The sequence below is a fragment of the Pseudonocardia endophytica genome (assembly GCF_004339565.1).
In the GTDB taxonomy this organism is placed as follows: domain Bacteria; phylum Actinomycetota; class Actinomycetes; order Mycobacteriales; family Pseudonocardiaceae; genus Pseudonocardia; species Pseudonocardia endophytica.
This window is the reverse complement of record NZ_SMFZ01000001.1, coordinates 2944809-2962649: the sequence shown is the minus strand read 5'-3', so window position 1 is coordinate 2962649 and position 17841 is coordinate 2944809. Positions and strand designations below refer to the sequence as shown.

General features: G+C 72.7%; 16 protein-coding genes. 11 read left to right on the top strand and 5 right to left on the bottom strand.

Translation table 11 applies throughout. The features are described 5' to 3' along the window. Window positions 1–75: 75 nt before the first annotated feature. Genes bioD through bioB form a run of 4 tightly spaced genes read right to left on the bottom strand, consistent with a single transcriptional unit; the run spans window position 76 to window position 4299 of the window. Entirely contained in the window at window positions 76–783 is a 708-nt protein-coding gene (gene bioD / locus EV378_RS13500; RefSeq protein WP_132424749.1) for a dethiobiotin synthase, read from the bottom strand. Continuing rightward, window positions 780–1928 (bottom strand): 8-amino-7-oxononanoate synthase, encoded by a 1149-nt coding sequence (locus EV378_RS13495; protein WP_132424746.1) that lies wholly within the window; start codon window positions 1926–1928, stop codon window positions 780–782. The genes bioD and EV378_RS13495 overlap by 4 nt, the downstream gene beginning before the upstream one ends. Further along, window positions 1928–3244, bottom strand: coding sequence for an adenosylmethionine--8-amino-7-oxononanoate transaminase (gene bioA, locus EV378_RS13490; RefSeq protein ID WP_132424743.1), 1317 nt, complete (start codon window positions 3242–3244; stop codon window positions 1928–1930). The genes EV378_RS13495 and bioA overlap by 1 nt, the downstream gene beginning before the upstream one ends. Continuing rightward, window positions 3241–4299 carry a biotin synthase BioB gene (bioB, locus tag EV378_RS13485; RefSeq protein ID WP_132424740.1) on the bottom strand — a complete coding sequence of 353 codons (1059 nt, stop codon included), beginning with the start codon at window positions 4297–4299 and terminating at the stop codon, window positions 3241–3243. The genes bioA and bioB overlap by 4 nt, the downstream gene beginning before the upstream one ends. Window positions 4300–4370: 71 nt before the next feature. On the opposite strand from bioB, the gene EV378_RS13480 reads away from it, so the two are divergent. The 5 genes from EV378_RS13480 (at window position 4371) to EV378_RS13460 (ending at window position 8791) form a co-directional block, all read left to right on the top strand. Continuing rightward, the gene (locus EV378_RS13480; protein ID WP_132424737.1) at window positions 4371–4925 is read left to right on the top strand and encodes a TetR family transcriptional regulator; all 555 of its coding nucleotides are present in this window, start codon (window positions 4371–4373) and stop codon (window positions 4923–4925) included. After that, entirely contained in the window at window positions 4922–5941 is a 1020-nt protein-coding gene (locus EV378_RS13475; protein WP_132424734.1) for an NAD-dependent epimerase/dehydratase family protein, read from the top strand. The genes EV378_RS13480 and EV378_RS13475 overlap by 4 nt, the downstream gene beginning before the upstream one ends. 31 nt (window positions 5942–5972) lie before the next feature. Then, complete coding sequence (locus tag EV378_RS13470; RefSeq protein WP_132424731.1) at window positions 5973–7199, top strand: PucR family transcriptional regulator; 1227 nt, start codon at window positions 5973–5975, stop codon at window positions 7197–7199. Window positions 7200–7433: 234 nt separating this feature from the next. Further along, window positions 7434–8495 carry an FAD-binding oxidoreductase gene (locus tag EV378_RS13465; RefSeq protein WP_132424728.1) on the top strand — a complete coding sequence of 354 codons (1062 nt, stop codon included), beginning with the start codon at window positions 7434–7436 and terminating at the stop codon, window positions 8493–8495. Then, window positions 8492–8791, top strand: a complete 300-nt coding sequence (locus EV378_RS13460; protein ID WP_132424725.1) for a hypothetical protein — start codon at window positions 8492–8494, stop codon at window positions 8789–8791. Before EV378_RS13465 ends, EV378_RS13460 begins: the two co-directional genes overlap by 4 nt. A gap of 163 nt (window positions 8792–8954) precedes the next feature. Here EV378_RS13460 and EV378_RS13455 read toward each other — a convergent pair whose 3' ends face one another. Then, window positions 8955–11594 (bottom strand): ATP-binding protein, encoded by a 2640-nt coding sequence (locus EV378_RS13455; RefSeq protein WP_165922275.1) that lies wholly within the window; start codon window positions 11592–11594, stop codon window positions 8955–8957. Between the two features lie 322 nt (window positions 11595–11916). Between EV378_RS13455 and EV378_RS13450 the strand changes: the two genes are divergently transcribed. From EV378_RS13450 to EV378_RS13425, 6 genes are read left to right on the top strand one after another with little or no spacing between them, the layout of a single operon-like run. Next, window positions 11917–13113 carry an acyl-CoA dehydrogenase family protein gene (locus EV378_RS13450; protein ID WP_132424719.1) on the top strand — a complete coding sequence of 399 codons (1197 nt, stop codon included), beginning with the start codon at window positions 11917–11919 and terminating at the stop codon, window positions 13111–13113. 31 nt (window positions 13114–13144) lie between these two features. Further along, window positions 13145–13531: a nuclear transport factor 2 family protein gene (locus tag EV378_RS13445; RefSeq protein WP_132424716.1), complete on the top strand. Its 387-nt coding sequence runs from the start codon at window positions 13145–13147 to the stop codon at window positions 13529–13531. Window position 13532: 1 nt separating this feature from the next. Then, window positions 13533–14342: a mycofactocin-coupled SDR family oxidoreductase gene (locus EV378_RS13440; protein WP_132424713.1), complete on the top strand. Its 810-nt coding sequence runs from the start codon at window positions 13533–13535 to the stop codon at window positions 14340–14342. Beyond that, window positions 14342–16000 carry a class I adenylate-forming enzyme family protein gene (locus EV378_RS13435; RefSeq protein ID WP_132424710.1) on the top strand — a complete coding sequence of 553 codons (1659 nt, stop codon included), beginning with the start codon at window positions 14342–14344 and terminating at the stop codon, window positions 15998–16000. The genes EV378_RS13440 and EV378_RS13435 overlap by 1 nt, the downstream gene beginning before the upstream one ends. Continuing rightward, window positions 15997–17397, top strand: a complete 1401-nt coding sequence (locus EV378_RS13430; RefSeq protein WP_132424707.1) for a 4-hydroxyphenylacetate 3-hydroxylase N-terminal domain-containing protein — start codon at window positions 15997–15999, stop codon at window positions 17395–17397. Before EV378_RS13435 ends, EV378_RS13430 begins: the two co-directional genes overlap by 4 nt. Before the next feature lie 47 nt (window positions 17398–17444). Beyond that, window positions 17445–17819, top strand: coding sequence for an anti-sigma factor antagonist (locus EV378_RS13425; protein ID WP_132424704.1), 375 nt, complete (start codon window positions 17445–17447; stop codon window positions 17817–17819). Window positions 17820–17841: the final 22 nt, after the last annotated feature.

Below are 17841 nucleotides of genomic sequence, written 5' to 3'. Positions count from 1 at the left end.
GGTCTCCCGGAGCGGTGAGGGGTCCGCTCCGGGAGGCCCGCGCGTCGGCGCGAGAGATCGACTCCGGCTGAGATGTCACTGATGGCTGTCCGAGAGGGCCTGTGGCAGCCATGAGCGCCATGTCAGCCGGATCGTCGGGTCCGCCCAGCCGGGGGCGAGCGCGCGGAACCGGTCCGGGGAGAGTGCGCCGGACCGCTCCGGGATCGCGCCCAGCAGGGGAGCGCGCCGGGCCAGCTCCACCCGGTTGTCCAGATCGATCTCCGACGGCGCGGCCGGCCACGACCCGATCACCAGCCCGGCGACGGCGACGTCCCGGCGGGCGAGTGCCTCCAGGACGAGGTCGGTGTGGTTGAGCGTCCCGAGCCCGCTGCGGCACACGACGACCGCCTCCGCGCCCTCGGCCAGGTCGGCGAGCGTCGTCGCGTCGTGGTCGAGGTGGACGAGTACGCCGCCCGCGCCCTCGACGAGCACGTCGTCGTGGTGTGCGGCGAGTTCCGCGATCCGGTCGAGGTGGGCCCGCGCCGGCGGGAGGGCGACACCCGCGCGCGTGGCCGCCGCGACCGGCGCCATCGGTTCCGGGAGCCGGACACCCTCGGCCACCGTCACGTCCGCGAGACGGCGGACCGTGTCGACGTCCCCGTCGCCGTGCTCGCCGGTCCCGGCCTGCACGGGTTTGTACACCGCGACCGATCGACCGTCGGCGACGAGCGCCGCGGCCAGCGCGGCCGTGGTGATCGTCTTGCCGACGTCGGTGTCGGTGCCGGTCACGAACCGGACGGTCATGCGTCGACCCCGACCGGCGCGAGCGCGAGCCGGGCCGCGAGCGCCGCCGCCGACGCCGCTCGGCCGAGGTCCACGGTGGCCCGCGCCGTCAGCCGCAGCCGGGAGATCCCGTCCGGAACGCTCGGCGGCCGGAAGCAGCCGACGACGACGCCCCGCTCGTGCAGCGTCGTCGCCGCGGCCAGCGCGACGTCCGGGGCTCCGATCGGGATCGACTGCACCGCGCCGGGGGCGACGTCCACGCCGGCCGCCCCGGCGATCGTCGCGGCCGCCTCGTGCAGGGCGGCGACCCGCTCCGGTTCGGCCGCGACGATCCGGCACGCGGCCGCCGCGGCCGCCGCGGCGGCCGGTGCCAACGCCGTGTCGAACACGAACGTGCGCGCCGTGGTGACGAGGTGCTCGCGCAGCAGCGGCGACCCGAGCACGGCGCCGCCCTGCGCCCCGAGCGCCTTGGACAGCGTCGCCGTCACGACGACGTGCTCGGCGCCGGCCAGCCCGGCCGCGTGCACGGCGCCGCGCCCGTCGCCCCGAACTCCGACACCGTGCGCCTCGTCGACGACGAGCAGCGCGTCGCGGGAGTCGCAGAGCGCCGCGATCCGGGGGAGGTCGGCGGCGTCGCCGAGCACCGAGTAGACCGACTCGACGACGACGAGTGCCCGGCGCTGTGTGCGGGTCCGCAGCAGCGCATCCAGCGCGTCCAGGTCGGAGTGCGGGCAGATCGCGACCGGCGAGCGGGACAGCCGGGCCCCGTCGATCAGCGACGCGTGGACGTGCGCGTCGGAGACGATCAGCGTGTCCGGGTCGCCGAGTGCGGTGAGCAGCCCGATGTTGGCCGTGTAGCCGCTGGAGAACGCGAGGCACGCTGGCCTGCCGGTGAGCGTGGTGAGCGCGTGTTCGAGGTCGTCGTGGGCAGCGGTCGTGCCGGTGACGACCCGGGACGCGCGGGCGCCGGTGCCGTACCGCGCCACCGCGTCCGTCGCCGCGGCCTTCAGGCGCGGGTCGTCGGCGAGTCCGAGGTAGTCGTTGGAGGCGAGGTCGAGCAGGTGCGGGCGGGTCTGCGGGTTGCGCGCGGAGTCGGTGCGGCGGACGAGACCGGCGCGGTCCCGGTCGGCGGCCGCGGACGCGAGCCACTGGGTGACGGCGGCCATCAGCCGTGCACCTCGGCGATCGCGGACGTGATCGCACCCGCGATCGTCGCGACGTCGTCGGCGTCCGCGACGTACGGCGGCATCGTGTAGACGAGGTTCCGGAACGGCCGGACCCACGCGCCGTGCTCCAGTGCCGCCCGCGTCACCGCGGGCACGTCGACCGGCCGGTCGAGCGCGACGACGCCGACCGCGCCGAGTGCCCTGACCTCGCCGACGGAGTCCAGTGTGGACGCCTTCGCGAGCGCGCCGGCCAGCTCCACCCCGATCTCGTCGACCCGGCGCATCCGCTCGGGCGTCAGCAGCGACAGCGACGCCGACGCGACGGCGCAGGCGAGCGGGTTCGCCATGAACGTCGGCCCGTGCAGCAGCGCCCGCTGCGGGGAGCGGGTGATCGCCTCGGCGACGTCGCCGGTGCACAGGAGCGCGGCGAGCGTCACGTATCCGCCGGTCAGCGCCTTGCCGACGCACAGCACGTCCGGACAGACGCCGGCGTGCCCGACGGCGAACGCCGTGCCGGTCCGCCCGAAGCCGGTCGCGATCTCGTCGGCGATCAGCAGCAGGCCGTGCCGGTCGGCGATCCGTCGCAGCTCGGCCACGCACTCCGGCCGGTACGCGTACATGCCGCCCGCGCCCTGCAGCACCGGCTCGACCACGATCGCCGCGAGCGTGTCCGCGTGCTCGGCGACGATCCGGTCGGCGTCCGCCGTCCACGCCGCGACGGCACGGAGGTCCTCGGCGTCCGGCTCGGCGATGCGGCCGTCCTCGACGCGCGCGGCGGGAGGCCGGGGCAGGAACCGCTGCTCGGCGACCGGGAACAGCGCGTGCATGCCGTCGACCGGGTCGCAGACGCTCATCGCCCCGGACGTGTCGCCGTGGTACGCGCCGCGCAGGCCGACGAACCCCCGTCGTTCCGGGAAGCCGTGCGCCGCCTGGTACTGCACGGCGAGCTTGAGGGCGACCTCGATCGACACCGAACCGGAGTCGGCGAGGAACACGTGCCGCAGCGGGTCCGGGGTCATGGCGACGAGCTGCTCGGCGAGCCGCACCGCGGGTTCGTGTGTCAGCCCGCCGAACATGACGTGGCTGAAGCGGTCGACCTGCTGGTGCACCGCGGCGTCGAGCTCCGGGTGACGGTAGCCGTGGATCGCGCACCACCACGAGCTCATGGCGTCGACGACGTCGCCGCGCCACCCGTCGTCGGACTCGAGCGTGAGGCGCGTGCCCGAGGCGTCGACGACGGCGTACGGCGCGGGCCCGTCCAGCGGCGCGTACGGATGCCAGAGCAGGCCGCGGTCCCGTTCGACCAGCGTCGTCATGCGTTGGGTGCCGCGACCGTGCCGGCGCCCCGCTGCCGCACCGCCACCGGGACGCGCGCGCCGGCGTGGGCCTCGTCCGTCCCGAGCACCCGGAACCCGGCGTCCGCGATCATGTCCAGGTCGGCCTTCGCCGCCTGGCCCTCGCTGGTCAGGTAGTCGCCGAGGAACAGCGAGTTGGCCAGGTGCAGGGCCAGCGGTTGCAACGACCGCAGGTGCATCTCGCGCCCGCCGGCCATGCGGATCTCGGCGGCCGGGCACGCGAACCGCGCCATCGCGAGGATCCGCAGGCAGCGCAACGGGTTCAGCAGCCACGTGCCGGCCAGCGGCGTGCCGTCGAACGGCATCAGGAAGTTGATCGGGATCGAGTCGCTCTCCAGCTCGCGCAGCGAGAACACGGCGTCGACGAGCTCGTCGTCGGACTCGCCCATGCCGACGATCAGCCCCGAGCACGGTGAGAGCCCGGCGCGCTTGGCCCGCTCGACGGTGTCCACCCGGTCGGCGAACGTGTGCGTCGAGCAGATGTCGGCGTAGCGGTCCTCGCTGGTGTTGAGGTTGTGGTTGTAGGCGTCCACACCGGCCTCGGACAGCCGCTCCGCCTGGCCCTCCTTCAGCAGCCCGAGGCAGGCGCACACCTCGACGCCAGGGTGGGCCGACTTCAGCTCGTCGACGACGCCCGCCACCCGGTCGATGTCCCGCGACCCCGGTCCGCGTCCGCTCGCGACCAGGCAGACGCGCGACGCGCCGCCGCGGATCCCGGCGCTCGCCTGGGCGACGACGTCCTGGGGCGAGAGCCACGAGTACTGCAGGACACCGGCCGTCGAACCGAGGCGCTGGGAGCAGTAGCCGCAGTCCTCCGGACACAGCCCCGACTTCAGGTTCACCAGGTAGTTGACCTTGACCCGGTCTCCGAAGTGGGCCCGCCGCAACCGGGCCGCCGCGGCGACGACGTCCAGGACCTGGTCGTCGTTCGCGGCCAGTACGGCGAGCGCGTCCTCCCGGTCGAGCGTGCTACCCGTGAGTTGCCGTTCAGCGAGGTCGTCGAAGGTTTTGAACACCGTTCAAACCTAGCCCGACGCGCGGCGTGACGACAAGGGTCAGCAGACTGGAGGGCGACGGAGGGAGGGGCGTGGTCCTCAACCGCACGCAGGTCGTGGACGGTGCCTGCGCGATGCTCGACGAGCAGGGGCTCGGCGGTCTGTCCATGCGCCGGCTCGCGCAGGATCTCGGCGTCAAGCCCGGCGCGCTCTACTACCACGTCGCGAGCAAGCAGGACCTGCTCGTCGAGATCGCCGGGCGGATCCTCGAAGGACGTCCGATCTCGACGGTCGACGCCCGGCGGGCCGCCCACGACATCCGCGACGCGCTGCTGAGGGTCCGGGACGGCGCGGAGGTCGTCTCGTTCGCGCTCGCGTTCCGGCCGGATGCCCTGCCGGGGTTCCGGGAGCTGCACGGTCTGTTCGCCGCGCGTCACCGGTCGCGCGAGGCCGGTTGGGCCGCAAGGACTCTCGTACGCTACGTCCTCGGCTTCGTCGCCGAGGAACAGAACTACGCCGAGCTCGTCGGCACCACGATTCTCGACGACGTCCCGGCGCGGGCCGAGGAGACCGACGACGCGTTCCGGTTCGGCGTCGAGGCGCTGGTGCGGGGACTCGACGCCGTCGCCGAACAGGAGGACACATGACCACACTCGTCACCGGCGGGTCCGGCTTCGTGGCCGGGCACTGCATCCTGGCGCTTCTGGAGCAGGGACACGAGGTCCGCGCGACCGTCCGCTCACTGTCGCGTGTGGACACGGTGCGGTCGGTCCTCACCGACGCCGGGATGACCCGCGGTGACGCGCTGACGTTCGTCGAGGCCGACCTCACCGACGACGCCGGGTGGGCCGACGCCGTCGCGGGCTGCGACCACGTGCTGCACGTCGCCTCGCCGGTCGCGACCGAGAACGTGACCGACTCCGACGCCGTGATCGCGGCAGCCAGGGAGGGCACCCTGCGGGTGCTGCGTGCCGCGCGCGACGCCGGCGTGACGCGCGTCGTCCTCACCTCGGCGTTCCACGCGGTCGGCTGGGGCCACCCGCACGACGGCCGCACGTTCACCGACGACGACTGGACCGTCCTGGACGGCCCGGGCACCGATGCCTACGCCCGGAGCAAGACGCTCGCCGAGCGCTCTGCGTGGGACCTCCTCGACGGCGGGCCGACCGAGCTCACCACGCTCCTGCCGGTCGCCGTGATGGGACCGGTGATGGGGAACGCCGTCTCCGGATCGAACCTCCTGCTCCAGCGGATCCTGAACGGCGGGATGCCCGGCTACCCCGACCTGTGGATCCCGATCGTCGACGTCCGCGACGTCGCCGACGCGCACGTGCGGGCGATGACCGCCGACGGCGCCGCCGGACAGCGCTTCCTGCTCGCGAGCGACCCCGCGATGTCGTTGAAGCAGGTCGGGGCGACGTTGCGGGACCACATGGGCGACGGCGCAGGCAAGGTCCCGACCCGCTCGATCCCGAGCGTCGTGGTCCGGCTCGCCGCGCTGTTCTCCGCGGAGTTCCGGCCCGTCGTCGGCGACCTCGGCTACGCGAAGAAGGTCTCCGACTCCAAGGCCCGCCGGGTGCTGGGCTGGGCGCCCCGGCCGTCGGTGGACGCGATCGTCGCCGCCGGCGAGAGCATGGTGCGCAGGGGCCTGGCCGGGTCTTGACGGAGTCCAGCGGCTGCACGACCGTCCGGGCATGACGGGTGCCGCCGCGGACGGACTGCAACAGGTCGTCGACGGCCTGGCGAACCGGCTCGGGCGGTCCGTCGCCGTGGACGACACCCACGGGCGGGTGGTCTCGGTCAGCCGGCACTTCGGCGACGAGGACCCGCTGCGCGTGTACGCCGTGCTCCAGCGCGACTCCGACCCGCGGGTGATGGCGCACTTCCGGGAGCACGGGATCTACGACTGGACGTCGCCCGGCCGCGTGCCGCGGAACCCGGAGATCGGCTTCAAGGCACGGGTCTGCTGCCCGGCCCGTGCCCACGGGCTCCTGTTCGGGCACCTGTTCCTGATCGACGACGGCGTCGTGGACCGGGAGATCGAGCTCGCGGCGGCCGCGGCGGCCGAGGTCGGGTCGCTGATGTACCGGAGGGTGGTCCTGCACGAGCAGGAGCAGGCCCGCCGGGAGGAGCTCGCCGGACAGCTCGTCGCGGACACGGCGGCGGAGCGCGAGCGAGCCTGGCGGGCGGCGGGCGCGGAGCTCCGGCTCCCGCCGGACGGGCCGGTCGTGACCGTCGCCGTCGACGCGCTCGACGCCCGTGACGGAACCGGCACCGCGCTGCGCACGGCCGTCGAGCGGGCGACCCGCGACCGCGTCGCCGCACGGTCGCTGGCGACGGTCCGGGGCGGACGGGCCGTGGTGCTGCTGTTCGGTGACGCGGCGACCGTCGAGTCCGGACGCGCCGTCGGCACGCGGGTGCTCGCCGAGTTCTCCCGGACGGCGGCGCCGGTCCGGGCGGTGGCCGGTATCGGCGCGGCGCATCACGGGCCGGAGGCCGCGGTGCGGGGTCTGTCCGGGGCCCGGCTCGCCGCGCACGCCTGCGCGCTCCTGCCGTTCCTCGGCGACGTCCTCGACGACGACGGGCTCGGCGTGTACGGGCTGCTGCTCCGCCTGCCCGCCTCGGAGATCGACGAGTCCCGCCTCCCGGCCGGACTGCGACGGCTGGCCGAGCAGGACACGGGCGGGGTGCTGGTCGACACGCTGGAGGCCTACCTGGACTGCTGCGGCGACGCCACCCGCACCGCCACGCAGCTGCGGCTGCACCGGTCCACGCTGTACTACCGGCTCGGTCGGATCGAGACGTTCACCGGCGTCGGGCTGCGCGACGGTCCGAGCAGGCTCTCGCTGCACGTCGGCGTGAAGCTGCGTCGCGTCCTGCAGGCCTACCGCGAGCGTCCTGAGCTGCGCGTCGTCACCTGAGGTGAAGGCTCGCGGGCACCCGCTGTCTCAGAGTGAGACCTCTGCCGGTCGGGGTTCCGGGGTCCACTACGTCCGACAGCGCACCGGATCGGAGCCCACCCCGGGCTCCACGGCCGCCACGACACAGACCGTTCCGGTCGACCAACCACCGCTCACCGCCGGAGACCCCGGCGTACCCGCACACGGTCGTGCGGTGGTCCGGCGACGCAGCACCGAGACCGTAGGGAGCGACGGATGGGCGAGAAGCACATCGTGCGGTTCGAGCCGGTCGGCATCGAGATCGAGGCCGACGAGGACCAGACGATTCTCCGTGCTGCTGCCGAGCAGGGCGTTCAGCTCATGCACGGCTGCAAGGAGGGTCAGTGCGCGGCGTGCAAGTCGTTCGTCCTCGAGGGGGAGGACATCGAGTACGACTCGTACTCCACGTTCGCGTTGCCGGACTATGAGCGTGAGGAGGGCTCGACGCTCCTGTGTCGTGCGCATGCGTACGAGGACCTGACGATCGAGTTGCTGAACTATGACGAGGAGATCATCCGGTCGGGTCTTCCGTTGACGAAGGGGACGGTGGAGGTCGTCTCGAACGAGGCGGTCACGCACGACATGCGCCATCTCGTCGTGAAGATGGTGGAGCCGTCGGAGATCAAGTTCTTCCCGGGCCAGTACATGGACTTCACGATCCCGGGGACCGGCGAGTCGCGGTCGTTCTCGATGGCGAACACGCCGAACCGGGACGGGCTCCTGGAGTTCGTCATCAAGATCTACCCCGACGGGCTGTTCTCGCAGTTCCTCTCGGAGACGGTTTCGGTCGGGGACCACCTCGAGGTGGAGGCGCCGTTCGGGACGTGCACGCTCCGCGAGAGCCGCTCGTCGGACCTGATCTTCGTCGGCGGCGGCGCGGGCATGGCCCCGATCCTGGGCCTGCTCCGGTCGCTGGCCGAGCGTCAGGTGGAGCGCAAGGCGACGTTCTACTACGGAGCCCGCACCGCGAAGGACCTGTGCTTCTCGTCCGAGATCGAAGCGTTGGGGGACAAGCTCCCCAGCGACTTCAGCTACGCACCTGCACTGTCCGAACCGGACGGTGACGACTGGGCCGGCCGGACCGGGCTGATCACCGACGTGGTGCAGGCCGAGGAGACCGACCTGACCGGTGCCGACGCCTACGTGTGCGGGCCGCCACCGATGGTGGACGCCGCGATCGCGACGTTGACGAAACTCGGCGTGAAGGAGTCGAACATCTTCTACGACAAGTTCACCACCACCGGCGAGACCGCCGACGAGGCCGGAGGTGCCGCATGATGCGGGCGCAGCTCGACCAGCTCGGACGGATCGCGCGCGCGGTCCTGGACTGCCCGGACGTCGTGTCGCTGCACGCCGGTCCGACCGGACGGATCGCCAGCGCGACGGCCACCGGCCGCATCGTCGGGCTGCTGTTCCAGGGGCAGTGCCTCGTCGTCGGCGTGATCGCGGAGCGCGACACGACGAACGCCGAGGTCACGGCCAGTGTGCGACGGGCGGTCCGGCCACTTCTCCCCGGACCGATGGCGGTCACCGTCATCGTGTCGGCGCCGCGCCCGAGCACCGCGGGCGTCTAGCCGCCGGCGACCGGAACGCGCCACTGGACTCCGTCCCGTGGATCGAGTGTGACGTTCTGGCGGTCGCAACAGCCGTAACCCACCACTCGATGCCGCGGGCCGTCGAGAGTGACGTTTCCGCGGGCCTCGTCGAGCCCCAGCTCGGCGGGTGATCCCCTCACACTCAGGCCCGGGTGCGCTCCATCCACGCCGCGAGCTGGGCGCGCCTGCTGAACCCGAGCTTCGTCAGGACCCGGCTGACGTGGCCCTCGACGGTCCGGTGCGACAGCACGAGCTGCTCGGCGATCTCCCGGTTCGTCATGCCCCGCGCGACGTGTCCGGCGATCTCGTACTCGCGGTCGGTGAGGTACTCGTCGGCGGCGTGCAGCGGCTCCGGCGCGTCGGTGAGCGCGTAACCGAGGATGTCCGGGGCACCCATCGTCGCGCCGTGCCGGAACGCCGTGTCGAAGATCGGCTCGCCGAGCGTGTCGCGGGCCTGCTGCTCGTAGCCCTGGCGGCGGGCCTGCCAGTCGGGCGAGCCGTAGAGCTGGTTGCCGAACGAGCCCCAGCGCGCGGACGCCGCGCCCAGCAGTACCGCGCACCGCTCGTACCGCCCGTCGGCGGCGGCCGTCCACGCGGTGAGGTCCAGTGCCAGCGAGAGCCCGATCGTGTCGTCGAAGCGGGAGGTTGCGGTGAGCGCCTCGCGGGCGAGCCTGCGTGCCTCGTCGACGTCGTTGCTCAGCAGCGCGATGAACCCGAGCCCGTCCAACGTGTAGGAGCGGATCCACGTCTCCTCGACGGCGATGCTGCGGTCGAGCCGGTCGGCGAACCGCCTCCGCGCGCCCTCGAGGTCGCCGCGCGAGATGCCCAGCAGTCCGATCTGGACGTCGAGCGCGGCGACCAGGATGTCCCCGCCGGCTCCCGCCGCGCGGTAGAGCGCCTCGGCGTCGTCGAACAACGCCGCGGCCGTCGCGAAGTCGTCGCTGAAGAACGCCGTCAGGCCCGCGGTGTGGACCGCGAACGCGACGCAGCGCGGGTCGCCCACCTCGTCGGCGAGCGAGCGGGCCTCCTTCACCAGCGTCGCGGCGGCCGGCTGGTCGCCCTGGAGCGAGGCGACCAGCGCGGCCGTGACCAGCGCGTCCGCGCGCTCCGGGCCGGGCTCCGGGGACGCCGCCAGCGCGCGGGTCAGCCACCGGCGGTGCTCGGTCATCGACAACGACACCGCCCACTGGAACCACGGCGCGCTGAGCAGGCGCAACGCCGCGGACGGGTCGCCGTCATGGCTCATCGCGTGCGTCAGCGCGGCCCGCAGATCGGCCTGTTCGATCTTCATCCGGCGCACCCACGACGCCTGGTCCGGCCCGTACCAGACGTCGGCGAGCGCGTCGTGGACGGCGAGCCGGTAGGTGAGGTGGCGCGCCTTCAACGTGCGGTCGTCGGCGTCGTCGAGGTACTCGCGGCCGAACTCGCGCAGCGTCTCGAGCATCCGGAAGCGGACGTGCCCGTCCTGGCCGTCCTCCTCGCGGATCAGGATGGACTTGGCCGTCAGCCCGGACACGGCGTCGAGCAGCTCCGCCGGGTCCACGCCCGCCGGGAGCGTGGCGTCCCGTGCGCAGACGGCGTCGAGCGCGTCGAGGTCGAACGAGCCGGGGAAGACGGTGGCGTGGCTCCACAGTGTCCGCTCGGTCGCCGTGCAGAGCTCGTGGCTCCAGGTGACCGTCGCCAGCAACGTGCGGTGCCTGGCGGGCCCGGCCCGGTCGCCACCGGTGAGCACGGCGAACCGGTCGGCGAGACGGGACAGCAACTGGCGCAACGAGAGCACGCGCAACCGCACGGCCGCGAGCTCCATCGCGAGCGGGATCCCGTCGAGGCGGCGGCACAGCTCGACGATGTCCGCCAGCGTCGTCGCGTCGAGGACGAATCCGGACAGCACGGAGTCGGCCCGGTCGACGAACAGCCGGACGGCGGGGTAGCGCAGCGCCTCGGCCGCACTGTCCGGTGTGGACTCCGGGACGGCCAGCGGGGCGACCGGCAGCACGTGCTCGCCCGCCATGCCGATCGTCTGGCGGGTCGTCATCAACACCCGTAGTGCGGGGGCCGCGCGCAGCAGCGGGTGCAGGATGCCGGCCAGCGGGTCCAGCAGGTGCTCGGTGTTGTCCAGCACCAGCAGCAGCGAGCGGTGCCGGAGGTGCTCGACGAGCGCCTGCATCGCCGACCCGCCCGCGGAGTCGCCCGCGGAGACACCGAACCCGTCGAGCAGGGCCTGCGCCGCCAGCTCCGGGTCGTGCAGCGACGCCAGCTCGATCGTCCGCACGCCGTCCGGGAACACCGACGCCGCGTTGGCGGCGGCACGCTGGGCCAGCCGGGACTTCCCGACGCCGCCGGGGCCGACGAGCGACACGAGCCGGTGCCGCTCGACGGCGTAGAGGATCTCGGTGAGCTCCTGGTCGCGGCCGACGAACGAGGTCAGCTCGCCGGACAGCCGCGAACCGGTGTCCGACGGCCGGGTGACGGCCGGTGCGGGCCTGGCCCGGACGGCCCGCACCCGCTCCTTGAGCGCGGTCAGGGAGTGCGGCCACCCGATCCGGCGCGCGATCTCCGGAGCGGGCAGCGACGGGTCGGCGGCGAGCACCTGGGCGATCTCGGCCGTGAAGTCGTGGAGCGCGCCCGCACGCACGGGGGCGGGTCCGCGGCTCGGTGGTGAGTCCGCCGCCAGCGCGCGCCGGACGGTGTTGCGCGACACGCCCCTCTCCCGCGCGATCGCCTTGATCGCCGCGCCGGCGGCGTGGCGTGCCCTGATGTCGAGCCATGTGTCGGTGTCCACGAAGGCCTCCCACGTCGTCGTCGACGCTGCGACCCAGGTGTAGCACCTCGACGGGCACGTGGTCGACGCCGACTCCGGACCCCCTCGATCCAGATGTGGGCCGGGGGCGGGGGTCCCGATCCGGGCGTCGGATCCGGACCCCCTGCGCACGTGGAGGAGGAACCCGCAGCTCACGGGTGGCTTCCGGACATCGAACCACCTGTTCGCACGACCTGCGGGGTCGCCCGCTGCCGCGCACCCCCGCGCCGGCAGCACTGTGCTCCCAGTCATACGGGGTCCGCCGGACGTGCGGACCGGAACGACCGATGGAGGTCCCACGACCATGACGCAGACGCTGTCCCGCCCGGAGGCCGGCGAGATCGGCGACGGCGCGAGCTACATCGCGGCGGCCCGCGGTCTCGCGGCGCTGATCGACGCCGAGGCCGACGGCATGGAGTCCGGGCGCGCCATCTCGCAGCCGGTGGTCGACGCGATCGCCGAGAAGGGCCTGTTCTGGGTGCTCGTGCCGCGCGAGTGGGGCGGCGCGGGCCTCGGCATCGTCGACTCGCTGAAGGTCATCGAGGAGCTGGCGCGCAGCGACGGCTCGACCGGCTGGGCCGTGATGGCCAACGCGTTCAGCACCGGCATCGCCGCCGGGTACCTGGCCGAGACCGGCGGGCACGAGCTGTTCGCGGGCGAGGACAAGGGCATCACCGCGGGCATGATCCTGCCGACCGGCAAGGGCGTGCGGGTCGATGGTGGCTACAAGGTCACCGGCACCTACGGCTTCGCCAGCGGCTCGGGGCACGCGTCCTGGATCGGCGCCGGCTTCGTCGTGCACGACGACGAGGGCAACCCCGAGCTCGGCGCCGACGGCGTCTCCCCGGTCTGCCGTGTCGCGTTCATCCCGCGCTCCGAGATCGAGTTCCTCGGCGGCTGGGACGTCATGGGCATGGTCGCGACCGGCAGCGACAACTACGCCGTGACCGACGTGTTCGTGCCGGAGGCGCACGCGATGGACACGTTCTCCACGGTGCCCACACGCCCGGAGAGCGTCTACAAGCTCGGCCTGCTCGGCATCGGCGTCGGCGGGCACGCTCCGGTCGCGCTCGGCATCGCGCAGCGCGCGCTCGAGGAGATCGCGGTGATCGCCGCGGCGAAGACCCGTCCCGGCTACCCGTCGGTGATCGGCGACTCGGACATGTTCCGCCGCGAGTTCGCCACGAACGAGGCGCTCCTGCAGGCCGCCCGCCGCTACGTCTACGACGCGCACGCCGACGCCGAGGCCGCCGCGGAGAGCGGCGAGCTGGACGACGAGCAGCGCGCCCGCCTGCGCCAGGTCACCACCTGGGTGCAGGGCGTCGCCCAGGACGTCGTCACGTTCGCCTACAACTGGGGCGGCAGCGCCTCGATCCGCAACCCCAGCGTCCTCGGCCGGTGCCACCGCGACATCTCCGTCGGCGCCCAGCACATGCTCGTCGAGCCGATGACGCTCGTCGAGGCCGCGGGCCCGATCCTCGCCGGCTACCAGAACCGCTGACCCGACACCGACCGTCGAGAAGGAGACAGTGATGTCCGACGCCGACAACCTGGTCGCCGCGTTCGCGGCCGCCGACAAGGGCGACGCCGCCCCGCTCGTCGAGCTGATGCACGACGACATGACGTGGGCCGGGTTCACCCTCGAGGGAACCCAGCAGGTCTACACGAAGGGCGAGTTCCTGGAGGCCTTCGGCGTGCTCGCCAAGGTCGACGCGTTCGCCAACGAGGTGACGCGCACCGAGACGACACCGGAGGGCCTCGTCGTCGCGTGGGTCCGGATCTACCGCAAGTTCGGGGACAAGGTCCTCGACGTCACGATGATCACCACCCACCAGTTCGTCGACGGGAAGATCACGCGCAGCACGGACGTCTGCCCGCCGTCGTTCGCCGAGTACTGGGCCGAGACGGGGCTCGCCTGACATGGGGGTTCTCGAAGGAAAGGTCGCGCTGGTCACCGGAGCGGCCCGTGGCCAGGGCCGCAGCCACGCGGTGCGGTTCGCCGAGGAGGGCGCCGACGTCATCGGCGTCGACATCGCGGCGGACCTCGGCGTGCCGTACCCGTCGTCGACGACCGAGGACCTCGCCGAGACCGCACGGCTCGTCGAGAAGACCGGCCGCCGGATCGTCACGGCGCAGGTCGACGTGCGGGACCTGGCCGCGCTGCGCACGGTCGTCGACGACGCGGTGGGCGAGCTGGGCAGGCTCGACGTCGTCGTCGCCAACGCGGCCGTCTGCGTGCCCGCCATGTGGGACCGCGTCACGCCGGAGCTGTTCGAGCAGCACATGAGCACGAACGTCACCGGCGTCTGGAACACCGCGATGGTCGGTGCGCCGCACCTGGTCGCCGCGGGCGGCGGGTCGATGGTGCTGATCAGCTCCGCGGCCGGGCTGACCGTCCAGCCGTTCCTGATCCCGTACACGACCAGCAAGTTCGCCGTGCGCGGCATGGCGAAGGCGTTCGCCGTCGAGCTCGGCGAGCACGACATCCGGGTCAACAGCGTCCATCCCAGCGCCGTGAAGACGCCGATGGGCAGCAACGACGTGCTCGCGATCATCGGAGAGGCGCTCGAGGCGCACCCGAAGCTCGGCGGGATGTTCACGAACATCCTCCCGGTCGAGCAGCTCGAGCCCGAGGACATCACCGACACGGTGCTGTTCCTGGCCTCGGATGCGTCGAAGACGATGACCGCGCACGAGCTCGCGCCCGACGCCGGGGTGACCGAGTACTGATGTCCTACGACGAGAAGCCCTGGCTCGCCCGCTACGACCGCGGCCAGCCGGAGGGGATCACGCCGGAGTTCGACGACGCGTTGTCGATGGTCCGCGCGACCGTCGCGCGGGCGGGGGACCGGGCCGCGATCCGGTACTTCGGCCGGACGGTCACGTTCACCGAGCTCGACCGGCTCTCCGACGCGTTCGCGGCCGGGCTGGCGGCCGAGGGCTTCTCGTCAGGGGAACGGGTCGCGATCTTCACCCAGAACGTCCCGCAGTTCGTGATCGCACAGATCGGGACCTGGAAGGCCGGCGGCATCGCGGTCTCGATCAACCCGATGAACAAGGCACGCGAGCTGACCGGGCTGCTCGCCGACTCCGGCGCGACGGTGCTGGTGTGCCTGCAGTCGCTGTGGCGCGACGTCGCGGCCGGCGTCGTGCCGGGGTCGTCGGTGCGCACCGTGCTGACCACGTCCGAACTGGACCTGTGCGGCGACCCCGGGGCGTCCGTGTTCGCCGGCGTGGAGCGGCTCGACTGTGCCGGGACCGACGACCTGCTCGCGTTCCTCGAACGGCACGACGGCTCCGCTCCGCCGCCGGTGACGCCGCGCCCGGACGACATCGCGTTCCTGACCTACACGTCCGGGACGACCGGGCCGCCCAAGGGGGCCATGACCACGCACCGCAACGTCGTGTTCAACGCGCAGACCTACCGCGACTGGGTCGGGATCGGCGACGACGACGTCGTGCTCGGCGTCGCGCCGCTGTTCCACATCACCGGGCTCGTCGGGCACATCGCGATCACGCTGCTGACCGGCGCGCCGCTGGTCCTGATGTACCGGCTCGACCCGGCGCTCACCCTCGACACCGTCGAGGCCGAGGGCGCGACGTTCACCGTCGGGTCCATCACCGTGTTCATCGCGCTGATGAACGCGCCGGGCGCGGACACGGCGAAGCTGGCCACGCTGACGAAGGTCTACTCCGGGGGCGCGCCGATCCCGCCGAGCTCGGTGCAGGCGTTCCGGGACGCGTTCGGGCACTACATCCACAACATCTACGGCCTGACCGAGACGACGTCGCCGTCGCACGGCGTCCCGTTCCACGCCGAGGCACCCGTCGACCCGGAGTCCGGTGCGCTGTCGGTCGGCGTGCCGGTCTACGACACGGTCGTCCGGATCGTCGACGAGCACGGTGACGACGTGCCGGTCGGCGAGATCGGCGAGCTCGTGACGGCCGGTCCGCAGGTCGTCGCCGGCTACTGGAACAAGCCCGACGAGACCGCGGCGGCGCTGCCCGGCGGTGTGCTGCACACCGGCGACGTCGGGTACATGGACGCCGACGGCTGGTTCTACATCGTCGACCGCAAGAAGGACCAGATCAACGCGGGCGGCTACAAGATCTGGCCGCGCGAGGTGGAGGACGTGCTCTACGAGCATCCGGCCGTGCGCGAGGCGGCGGTCGTCGGCGTGCCCGACGAGTACCGGGGCGAGACCGTGAAGGCGTTCGTCTCGCTGCGGGCCGACGCGACCACCACACCCGAGGAGATCATCGCGTTCGCGAGGCAACGGATGGCGGCCTACAAGTACCCGCGGCGGCTCGAGATCCTCGACGAGATCCCGAAGACCGTCAGCGGGAAGGTGCTGCGCCGCGAGCTGCGTGGAGGGACGCCGGCATGACACTGCGCACCGCGGCCGAGTACCGCGCCGGGCTCTCCGACCGCCGGAACGTCTTCTACCAGGGTGAACGCGTCAAGGATGTCGTCGGGCACCCCGAGCTCGCACTGGCCGTCGACCATTCCGCGCTCTGCTTCTCGATCGCCGAGGACCGGCCCGACCTGGCCGTCCGCTCGACGTTCGAGACCGGCGACTACTCGGCGTTCTACCACCTGCCGGGCACGTCGGAGGACCTCTCCGCGCGCGGCAGGCTGATCGAGGAGGTCTCGCGCCGCGGCGCCGGGACGATCGTGCTCAAGGAGGTCGGATCAGACGCCGTGTTCGGCCTCCTCCGCACGGTCCGCGGTGCCGGGCTGGAGGCGGCGCGAGCGTTCCACCGCCGGTGCCTCGACGAGGACCTGGCGCTGGCCGTGGCGCAGAGCGACGTGAAGGGCCACCGCGCCCTCGGACCGTCCGAACAGGACGATCCCGACCTGTACCTCCGGATCGTCGCGTCGGACACGGACTCGATCACGGTGCGCGGGGCGAAGACGCACACGTCGTTCTCCGCCAACGCCGACGAGATCGTCGTGCTCCCCACCCGCGCGATGGGACCGGGCGATGCGGCGTACGCCGTGTCGTTCGCCGTGCCCGTCGACACTCCAGGGCTCTCGCTCTACGTGTCGCCGCACCTGTCCGGCGAGCCCGACGACTTCAGCCGCCCGCTGTCGTCGACCCACAAGCTGCTCGAGTCCCTGACCGTGTTCGACGACGTCCGCGTCCCCCGCGACCGTGTGTTCCTCGACGGCGACCCGACACTCGCCGGGCCGGTGGCCATCGGGTTCGTCGACTACCACCGGTTCACCGCGATCAACTACAAGCTGCCGTTGATCGACCTGATCGTCGGTGCCGCGCACCTCGTCGCGGAGGCGAACGGGATCACGCGTGCCGGGCACGTCAGGGACAAGCTCGCCCGCCTGTCCGCGTGGGCGGCGACCGTCCGCGGGCTCGCCGAACTGTCCGCGCTCAAGGCGCGCGAGGGGGAGCACGGCGTGTGGATGCCGGACCCGCTGCTGGTCAACACGGCCAAGTACACGTTCGCGCACGGGTACTCCGAGGCGTCGGCGACGCTGGTCGACCTGGCGGGCGGCCTGCTGGCCACCGGGCCCGGCGGGCGGGACTGGGCGAACCCGGAGATCCGGCCGGTGCTGGAGAAGTACTACGCGGGCGCCGTCCCCGGCGAGCAGCGGCTGCGGATCCTCGGCCTGGTCGCCGACCTGACCGCGAGCGCGTACGGCGGCTACCAGTCCGTGCTCGCGACGCACGCCGAGGGCTCGCTGGAGGCCGAGAAGCTGCAGATCGCCAGGGCCCACGACACGGGCCCGGCGATCGACTACGCGCGCACCGTCGCCGGGGTGTGACGCCGTTCCAGGACCCACGCCGGGGATCAACGGTCTAACCTGCGGCGATGGCTGCCGAGTCGGCCGCGCACCTGGATGTCGGCGTCGACGTCCGGCTGGGCGCGGTCGTGGTGACCGTCGCCGGTGAGGTCGACCCGACCACCGTCGACCGGCTGGAGGCCGCCATCGCGGCCGTGCTCGGCCGCGACGACGGCCGCCCCCTGGTCGTCGACCTGGTCGCGGTCGAGTTCCTCGGGTCGGTCGGGGTGGCGACCCTCCTGGACGCCGTCGGCCGGTTCGCGCGAGCGGAGGTCGGGCTCTGCTTCGTCGTCGGGACGAACCGTGCCGTGGTCCGGCCGCTGCGGATCAGCGGGATCGTCACGCGGGTGGACACCTGCACGAGCGTGTCAGAGGCACTCGACGCCCTCGACGATCCCGACTGATCCACTCGACCCGGTGGTCGCC

Bases quoted from the DNA above. Each gene is read 5' to 3' on its own strand.
- bioD (WP_132424749.1), bottom strand. From the start codon at position 783: ATGACCGTCCGGTTCGTGACCGGCACCGACACCGACGTCGGCAAGACG.
- EV378_RS13495 (WP_132424746.1), bottom strand. From the start codon at position 1,928: ATGGCCGCCGTCACCCAGTGGCTCGCGTCCGCGGCCGCCGACCGGGAC.
- bioA (WP_132424743.1), bottom strand. From the start codon at position 3,244: ATGACGACGCTGGTCGAACGGGACCGCGGCCTGCTCTGGCATCCGTAC.
- EV378_RS13475 (WP_132424734.1), top strand. From the start codon at position 4,922: ATGACCACACTCGTCACCGGCGGGTCCGGCTTCGTGGCCGGGCACTGC.
- EV378_RS13470 (WP_132424731.1), top strand. From the start codon at position 5,973: ATGACGGGTGCCGCCGCGGACGGACTGCAACAGGTCGTCGACGGCCTG.
- EV378_RS13465 (WP_132424728.1), top strand. From the start codon at position 7,434: ATGGGCGAGAAGCACATCGTGCGGTTCGAGCCGGTCGGCATCGAGATC.
- EV378_RS13460 (WP_132424725.1), top strand. From the start codon at position 8,492: ATGATGCGGGCGCAGCTCGACCAGCTCGGACGGATCGCGCGCGCGGTC.
- EV378_RS13450 (WP_132424719.1), top strand. From the start codon at position 11,917: ATGACGCAGACGCTGTCCCGCCCGGAGGCCGGCGAGATCGGCGACGGC.
- EV378_RS13445 (WP_132424716.1), top strand. From the start codon at position 13,145: ATGTCCGACGCCGACAACCTGGTCGCCGCGTTCGCGGCCGCCGACAAG.
- EV378_RS13440 (WP_132424713.1), top strand. From the start codon at position 13,533: ATGGGGGTTCTCGAAGGAAAGGTCGCGCTGGTCACCGGAGCGGCCCGT.
- EV378_RS13435 (WP_132424710.1), top strand. From the start codon at position 14,342: ATGTCCTACGACGAGAAGCCCTGGCTCGCCCGCTACGACCGCGGCCAG.
- EV378_RS13430 (WP_132424707.1), top strand. From the start codon at position 15,997: ATGACACTGCGCACCGCGGCCGAGTACCGCGCCGGGCTCTCCGACCGC.
- EV378_RS13425 (WP_132424704.1), top strand. From the start codon at position 17,445: ATGGCTGCCGAGTCGGCCGCGCACCTGGATGTCGGCGTCGACGTCCGG.